General features: G+C 60.1%; 5 protein-coding genes. 4 read left to right on the forward strand and 1 reads right to left on the reverse strand.

The window, feature by feature from the left end; all coding sequences use genetic code 11:
• Positions 1-467 precede the first annotated feature (467 nt).
• The 4 genes from IRZ24_RS13325 (at position 468) to IRZ24_RS13340 (ending at position 5990) form a co-directional block, all read left to right on the forward strand.
• Complete coding sequence (locus IRZ24_RS13325) at positions 468-1358, forward strand: xanthine dehydrogenase family protein subunit M (protein ID WP_297165049.1); 891 nt, start codon at positions 468-470, stop codon at positions 1356-1358.
• A 351-nt stretch (positions 1359-1709) separates the two neighbouring features.
• The gene (locus IRZ24_RS13330) at positions 1710-2249 is read left to right on the forward strand and encodes a (2Fe-2S)-binding protein (protein WP_297165051.1); all 540 of its coding nucleotides are present in this window, start codon (positions 1710-1712) and stop codon (positions 2247-2249) included.
• A gap of 6 nt (positions 2250-2255) precedes the next feature.
• Complete coding sequence (gene cutA, locus IRZ24_RS13335; RefSeq protein WP_297165053.1) at positions 2256-4658, forward strand: aerobic carbon-monoxide dehydrogenase large subunit; 2403 nt, start codon at positions 2256-2258, stop codon at positions 4656-4658.
• Positions 4659-4784: 126 nt separating this feature from the next.
• Positions 4785-5990, forward strand: a complete 1206-nt coding sequence (locus IRZ24_RS13340; RefSeq protein ID WP_297165055.1) for a family 16 glycoside hydrolase — start codon at positions 4785-4787, stop codon at positions 5988-5990.
• Between the two features lie 191 nt (positions 5991-6181).
• Here IRZ24_RS13340 and IRZ24_RS13345 read toward each other — a convergent pair whose 3' ends face one another.
• Entirely contained in the window at positions 6182-8068 is a 1887-nt protein-coding gene (locus IRZ24_RS13345) for a hypothetical protein (protein WP_297165056.1), read from the reverse strand.
• Positions 8069-8445 lie beyond the last annotated feature (377 nt).

The following is an 8445-nucleotide window of genomic DNA, read 5'->3' on the forward strand; positions in this document are numbered from 1 at the left end:
TTCTAAGGCTTAGGCAAGCAGCCGCGCCACGTAAATGTAAATACTCTCTTATTCTATTGTACTGATTCGCAAACATATAAATATGCAAAAGCAGTATTAAAAGAGAGAAGTGAACATAGCGAGAGAAAAGCAGGGCATCGTCTACCTGTTGAGTGGGCGAGGACCGCTGAGCCAGGAGGCTTGACAGAGGCGAGCGATGGGGGTACTCTTTTGGGTATTCCCTCACCCTTCAGGGCCGAGTTAGCCCAGGCAGAGAGGCAGGCCCAGACGCCATTGCTTGGGCGCGCTGAATGAGTTGGCCGGGCTGAGTGAGCGTCTTGCTGCCTCATGGGGGCTGGTCAGGCTGAACAGTCTCCCTGTGCTGCAGACGAGGTGCGCACGGGGGAGAGGTTGTTCGCCTTCTTCAAAAAAGGCGAACGAGAAAAGAAGAGGGAGCGAAACGCGCATGACAGACGGAGCGAGCAGCGATGAAACCACCACGCTTTCAATACTGCGCGCCGCGTCTCCTGGATGACGCACTGGATCTACTGGATCGTTATGCTGAAGAGGCTAAGATTCTGGCGGGCGGTCAGAGCCTGATGCCGCTCCTGAATATGCGTTTGGCCAGGCCGGCCTATCTTCTCGACATAAACCGTCTCTCAGAGCTGCATTACATTGAAGAAGAGGCGGACTATCTAGCCATTGGCGCGGTGACACGCCAGCGGCAGGTTGAGCGCTCGCCTGCTGTGCAGCAGAGACACCCGCTCCTGGTTGAGGTCATTCGCCATATTGGCCACTTCCAGATTCGCAATCGTGGCACCGTGGCGGGAAGCATTGCCCATGCTGATCCAGCGGCAGAGCTGCCTGCCCTACTACGTTGCCTGGATGGCACAGTCGTTGCGCAGAGTGCCCGTAGTGAGCGGCTGCTGCCGGCAGCGGATTTCTTCCAAGGCTATCTGACCACCGAGCTGCGGCCTGATGAGATGGTGACAGAGGTGCGTATTCCCTGGCTTCCCCCGGCTGCTGGCTGGGCCTTTGCTGAGTTCGCACGTCGCTCTGGCGATTATGCCCTTGCGGGCGCGATTGTCGTGCTGACTGCCGGGCCTGATGGACGCTGCAGCTCGGCTCGCCTCAGTTACCTGGGCATAGCGCCGGTGCCACAGCGAGCCTCCGCGGTGGAGGCATTGCTGATTGGCAGCAGGCTAGAGCCTGCAACGCTGGAGGAGGCAGCGGAGGCGGCGCGCAGCCTGGTTAGCGAAGAGATGCAGGATATCCATGCTACCGCCGAGTATCGCCGCGAGCTGGTTGCGGAACTGACACGCCGCTTACTGCCGCTAGCCTGGTCGCGTTGCTCCTCGACTCACTCTGGATCTGCCTGATGTCTAGGTGCGTCGCTGGTCTGCTTTCGCAGGCATATTCACTGTCACGCCACAGCTTAGCACATCACCAGCTCTCAGGCCCCATCAAGGGGCCGTTCCTCATTCTTGTTGCCTGCAAGCATCAGCGGTCAGTGAATCATCAGCAGGGACGGCAAATTGCTAGCTAGCTCGTCTCGCGAGCGCCCGTGCGCAGCCTGCGCAAGAGCAAGCCTAGCAGTCTTAGAAACAGCAAGCTAACAGGGCAGCGAGCTAGCTGGCCGTTTGCCTGCTCCGGCTGCCATTGGCATTACAAGCTCAGTAGCGGCTGCTGGCGGGCAGCCGAGCTAGCAACGAGAAAGGGGTTGTTGCCTAATGTATGCCTTCGAAGAGCCTGGGTCTCCTCCGCAGTTCTGCGAGGAGTATGATCTGACAGTGACGGTCAATGGCCGTCTCTATCAGCGTCGTGTGCCGGTGCGCATGCTCTTGTCGGATTTCCTGCGCCATGAGCTGCAGTTAACGGGCACGCATGTCGGCTGCGAGCATGGCGTCTGTGGCTGCTGCACGGTCTTGCTCAACGGGGAGGCCGTGCGCTCGTGCCTGCTGCTGGCTGTTCAGGTCGATAACATGGCTCTGACAACCATCGAAGGGCTGGCAGGCAGCTCCGAGGAACTCCATCCGATTCAGCGCGCTTTCCAGGAGAAGCACGCGCTACAGTGTGGCTTCTGTACCCCTGGCTTCATCATGTCGGTCCATGCCTTCCTACACGAGAATCCTGAGCCGGATGAGCAGCAAATCCGCCAGGGATTGGCGGGGAATCTCTGCCGTTGTACTGGCTATCACAACATTGTCGAGGCGGTCAAGCTAGCCGCCCACTACCTGCGCAGCTCACAGTCTCAGAGGGAGGAGGCCTAGGCGCCCATGACAACACGCTGGTTTGGTGCTCCAGTTCAGCGCTCCGAGGACCCGCGCTTATTGCGTGGTCGGGGGACATATGTGGATGACATCAATTTGCCCGAGATGTTGCACGCTGCCGTCTTGCGCAGCCCCTATGCCCACGCTCGCATCAAGAGGATTGACGCCTCAGCAGCTCGTGCCCTTCCCGGCGTCCATCTAGTATTGACGGCAACAGACCTGGGTGAGCTGTTGGAGCCGTCGCCGCTGCTCGTACCTCATCCGGCGCTGACGCAGCCACGGACACAACTGCCCTTGGCACGTGACGAGGTCCACTATGCTGGGGCCGCTGTGGCGTTTGTGGTGGCCGAAGATCGCTATCTGGCCGAGGATGCACTTGAGCTGATCGACGTGGACTATGAGCCGCTGCCAGTGGTGGCCAGCCTGGAGCAGGCGGCGGCAGAGGGAGCGCCTCTGGTGCATGCCGATGTCCCTGGCAATGTTGCAGCCCATTTGGTGCAGCGCGTGGGCGACCCCGAGGGGGTCATTGCCTCGGCTCCCCATGTGTTACGTGAGCGCTTCGTCATGGAACGTGGCTCGGCTATGCCGATGGAGGGCCGTGGCGTGGTAGCGCGCTGGGACGCGCATGAGGGAATGCTGACCTGCTGGATGTCAACGCAGGGGCCGATTCCGATCCGCAATGGCCTGGCCGCTATGTTCCACTTGCCAGAGCACAAAGTGCGCGTGGTGGCTCCCGATGTGGGTGGCGGCTTCGGCACGAAGATCATGATGTTCTATCCCGAGGAGATCCTTACCCCCCTCGCTGCCCTCCGGCTGGGACGCCCCGTGAAGTGGATCGAGGATCGGGCAGAGCATTTTGTTTCGGCCAATCAAGAGCGCGGCCAGATTCATGATGTAGAATATGCCTTCGATGATCAGGGGATTTTGCTGGCAGTCCGAGATATCTTCTTGCACGATACTGGGGCCTACACCCCCTATGGTATCATCGTCCCAATTATTACAGCTTGCACACTGCCAGGTCCCTATCGCCTAAGACATTACTATAGTGAGTTCACAGTTCTCTACACTAACAAAGTGCCAGTCAGTCCCTACCGTGGCGCGGGCCGTCCCCATGCAGTCTTTGTGATGGAGCGCATCATGGACCGCATTGCGGCAGAGCTGGGGCTTGATCCGCTGGAGGTACGCAGCCGCAATTTTATTCGACCGGATGAGTTTCCCTGGGACGTTGGTCTGGTCTATCAGGACGGTGGGCCAACCATCTACGACAGCGGCAACTATCAGGCGGGCCTGGAGCGCCTCAAGGAAGCGCTTGGATACGAGCAGTTTCGCGCGGAGCAGCGGCGAGCGCGGGAGCAGGGGCGCTATCTGGGCGTGGGCGTGGCCTGCTATGTTGAAGGAACTGGCATCGGTCCCTACGAGGGAGCTCAGGTGCGAGTGGAGTCAGATGGACGCGTCTATGTCTCGACAGGTGTGACAACCCAGGGCCAGGCTCACCAGACGACTTTCGCGCAGATTGTGGCTGATCAACTGGGAATTGACCCGCGGGATGTGCTGGTGACCACCGGTGACTCACAGGCCTTCTACTGGGGCGTTGGCACCTTCGCCAGTCGCGCCGCTACCGTTGCTGGTTCGGCCATCCACCTGGCAGCGGTTAAGGTACGTCAGAAGGCTAAACAGGTGGCGGCAGACCTCTTTGAGGCCTCGCCGGACGATATTGAGCTAGCGGATGGCAAGGTCTTTGTCCGCGATGCGCCTCAACGGGCTTTGACGCTTGGTCAGGTGGCCATCGCCGCCAATCCCCTGCGCTATTCCTATGGAGAGAATGCACGCAAGTTAATGCAGATGCAGTTGGCAGGGCCACGCCCCGGCCCGGCTCTTCCGGAGGAACGCGGCGGACCAGGGTTAGAGGCCACAGCGTTCTATAGTCCCCCGCGCGGTACCTTCGCCAGTGGCGCCCACGGGGCCATTGTGGAGGTTGATCCTCGCACCGGGATGGTGACGATCCTGAAGTATGTGGCAGTCCACGATTGCGGACGGGTGATTAACCCGCTGGTGGTTGAGGGGCAAGTCCACGGCGGAGTCGCCCAGGGTATCGGTGGAGCTTTCTATGAACGTCTCGTCTTCAATGAGGAGGGGCAGTTGCTCAATGGCAGCTTCATGGACTATCTGCTGCCCACGGTTGAGGAGATTCCTCCTCTTCAGGTTGAGCACATAGAGACTCCCTCGCCCCTCAATCCGTTGGGAGTCAAAGGGGCAGGTGAGGCCGGCACCATTCCAGTGGCAGCCCTTTTTGCTGCGGCCCTCGATGACGCCCTGGCCCCCTTCGGCCTGCGCATCCGCGAGATGCCACTTGACCCGTGTCGCCTGCATAAGCTACTCAAAGAACTTCAGTCCACTCAAAGAGCATGAACCGTTTGACATTCTGCGATTTGTGAGAAATTACTGGTAGACATTCAGGCGGCGATATGCGATACTCAACCTGGCTAGCCATCTGTGTGAGCCGAGTATGCCAAGAAGCGTGGAGGGTCCTGTCACATGTCCTCAATATATCCTCCCTATGAGGGTGGGGCCGCAGGTCAGTTCTGCCAGCGCTGCAGAATGCCGCTGGCGCCAAACGAAGTCTACTGCAGTAACTGTGGATACTATAATGCACCGGCGAGCAGTCAGCCGACGTCATCGAATCCGGGCATGCCCTGGGGAGGAGGCGTGGGAGGATATCCCCCGACAACCTATGGTCAGCCGTACTCAGGAGGAGGGATATCCTCGCAGTGGGGTCAGTCGGCGACTCCGGCTCCGACCCCTCCGCCACCATCGTCCCCTGGCTACTATGGTGGTCCGCCATCCTCAACGCCGCCACCGCCAGCCTATAGCTATCCTGAGCAGGGAGGAGGCTCCTATGCTCCGCCGGCTCCTGGCGGTTATCCTCCCCAGGTCGGTGGCTATCAGGTACCACCGCTGCCGTCGACTCAGCCCCAACCGCCTGAGCGACCGCGCGGCAGGCCCAATTTCGGCCTGATTGCCCTGATTGCGGTGATCGTGTTGGCGCTGGTGGTGGGAGGAATTGGTATTTTTGCTCTCACTCACCGCGGCGGGGGAACCGCAGGAACATTGACGCCGACGCCCGCGCAGAGCACCAGCAGCCCTACGGCTGCTCCGCTCTTCAGCGATACCTTTACTAATAACAATCACGGTTGGGATCTCACCAGTGTGCCGGGTCGCTACTCTGTGAAGCTTGGCAACGGGCAACTTGTTCTTGAAGAGGATAACAATCGTATTCTCCCTGAGTTCGTGCCCGGCAAGACTTTCGATGATTTCAAGCTGGATGTCGATGCCACTATCACGAAGGGAACACAGGAGAATAGTGGCTTTGGCATCTATATCCGCGCTTCCGCCAACCAGAATACGGAGCTGGCGACCTACTACCGCTTCGCGATGTATGGCGATTCAACCTACGCCATTTTTAAGGGCGTAGTTGACTCATCAGGCCAGCCTCTCGATGACCAGAAGCTCGTGGGCTACTTGTCGACCACAGCGCTCAAACCCATCGGGCAGGTTAACCATATCGAGATCGTCGCCAAGGGGTCGACCATGACGCTCTCTGTGAATGGTCAGACGCTCAACAGCGTGACGGATAGCAGTTACAAGAGTGGCTCAATTGCTCTCTATGTCTCGAATCTGCCCGATACGCCCAAGGGTGTGGTGGTCGCCTTCGCGAATCTGGCCATCTATCCAGCGCCCTGAGCTGCTTGTCCTGGCCTAATGGCGGCGACCAGACCAGTACGGCAGGCAGATAAGCCGATACGCTCGGCAGGGCGCTGGTAGCTCCTGTCTCATAGGAGCTGCCAGGCTGGTCTGAGCTCTGGTTAAGGTGCTCTGGACCTGTTTATGCAGAAGCGATGTGCCAGGTGTATCAGGCGGGACCGCTGATCCGCTCACGGTGGGGGTGGCGGTGAGGTTGAAGGCCGTGGCTGGTAGACAAGGTAACCGACGAACTGGTAGAGACGATAGGTGCTCCTGGCCTCGGGAGAAGATAAGACATGCTGCTGGAAGAAGGCGGCCTGCTGGCGGCCTGTAGTGGCATCGAGCAAGCCGCTAGCCACGGGAAAGACATAAGCGGGTGCTGGGGAGCTATCAACGATCTGCCGATAGGGTCCGTAGCGATTAAAGCCTGGGCGCAGCTCGGCATCAAGGACGCTACAGATGATGCGTTCCTGGCTCAAGAAGACGAGCCAATTGCAGGTCCAGTACTCAGAATAGACCCGTGTGGCGCCAATACGCTCTAGCTCACTGATCAGGGTCAGGCGCCGCTGGTAGTCGGCCTGCGCCGCCGGAACAGTTGCAAAGGTGCGGGCAGTACCTACCACGAAGGTAGCCGCGACCAGGAGCAAGAGGAAGGTCGAAGGGAGGGTCGTGGCCATGCCGACTGCGGCCCTGGGGACACTGCTCTTCACAAAGGACGACGGTTGTCTGGGCAGAGAGAGCTGTCTCAAGGCGTAGGTTCCTCGCTGCCAGAGCGGCCAGAGCAGAATCGGCAGGGCTACCAGAGCGCAGGTCAGATAGCGAAAGGTCGTCTCTGGTGAGACAGCAGCCACTGGTGCGATAGCGTAGAGCAAAAGCGTTAAGCCAACGCTGGCCAGCAGGGCCAGTTGTGTACACTGGCGCACTGCTTCCCCGCGTTCCTCCTCCTGGGACTGGGCTGGTCGGGCGAGCGCTGCGCCTGGGAGCTGCCGACGACGGAGCCTTCGAAGAAGGCAGCCAGCCGGATGAAGCCGCCGCAGACGCCGCAGGCAGAGAGCGGTAGCCAGGAGGGCCAGCAGTACGTAGCCCACTCCCCAGCCCATTTGAGCCAGGACACAGGGCAAGGCCGCTGGCGTGGGGAGTCCCCAGGGAGGAAGTGCCTGGAGAGGACAACGTGGCTGATAGCCTGTGGCCCACGGCAGTGCGATAAAGAAGGTTCCACTGAGCTGATGCAGCCAGGTCAGATGATAAGCGGCTAACTGGCCAGCGCCGCCGTGATGGATAGATAAGAGCACGGCTAATGAGTTTTGGCTAAAGGGAGCTGTGAGATTGTAGTAGAGCAGAGGCTCAGCTCCGACCGTCATCCCCAGCAATAGGCCAAGGCCGGCGCGCCCCCACAACTCACGCCAACAGAAAAGGGCTAGTAGCAAGAGTGCCGCCAGCACAAACGGGCCGATCAGAAAATCGATCCACAGAGCCAGGCCACTGCTCAGTCCCAGCAGGCTATAGACGATCACTCGTTTCCACGAGCCGAACTGGCCACACACACGCCCGGGATGAAAAGAGAGCGCCAGCCAGGCGGCAAGTAGCAGAATGAGGGGCGCAAACATCAGCATCTCGGGATACTCACCGACTGCGCGTAACTGCAGGAAAAGCACATCTCCCGAGCCAAAGGTAAACAAGAGCAAGCAAGCGAGGGCGAAGGCTCTCCCATAGAGCAGACGCACCAGACCATAGCTGCTCAGCAAGAAGCCGCAGACGAAGGGCAGCAGAGCCAGACGCAAGGTGAAGAGCGAGGGTCCTAGCAGGCGAAAGAGTGGTGCGGCAACGTAGCCCTCGACAGGCCCCATATAGGGGAGACCATAGAAGAAGATAGGATGATCGCCCTGATAGGCCACATGGAGCGCAACCAGGCCCATGTTGGCCTCATCGCTATTCGTAATGGGCCAGGGAGCATGGATCAGCAGCAGGCGCAGTGTCAAAGCCAAGGCCAGTATTAAGGCGACGGCAAGCCACTCGAAGACAAAGCGGGAACGGCGCGAGGTGCGCTGTGCAGGGACTGCGAGCCGGTCTGTGAGCATCGTTCTCCCATGCAAACGTGTTTCTCAGGCGGAAGAGGCCACAGAAGAGTCTCGCCGGCCAGACAGCATAGCGCTCACGAAAGCAGCGAGTCTAGCAGCCAGGGGTAGCCGAGCTGAGAGGAAGGCAGGCTAGAGTCGCCTTCCAGCAAACCTCTTCTCAAAGAACCTCTTCTCAAGAGAGGAGAAACGAACCTGCTTGAAGGCGAGTCACACCCCGGCCTCCCCTGGTCAGCACCTGCCTCGTTCGAGAAGCTCAGGGCAGCTAGCGGCTCCTGCGCCATGGGGGGGGGGGGGGGGGGGGGGGGGGGGGGGGGGGGGGGGGGGGGGGGGGGGGGGGGGGGGGGGGGGGGGGGGGGGGGGGGGGGGGGGGGGGGGGG

Source organism: Thermogemmatispora sp. (genome assembly GCF_019683755.1).
Lineage (GTDB): Bacteria > Chloroflexota > Ktedonobacteria > Ktedonobacterales > Ktedonobacteraceae > Thermogemmatispora.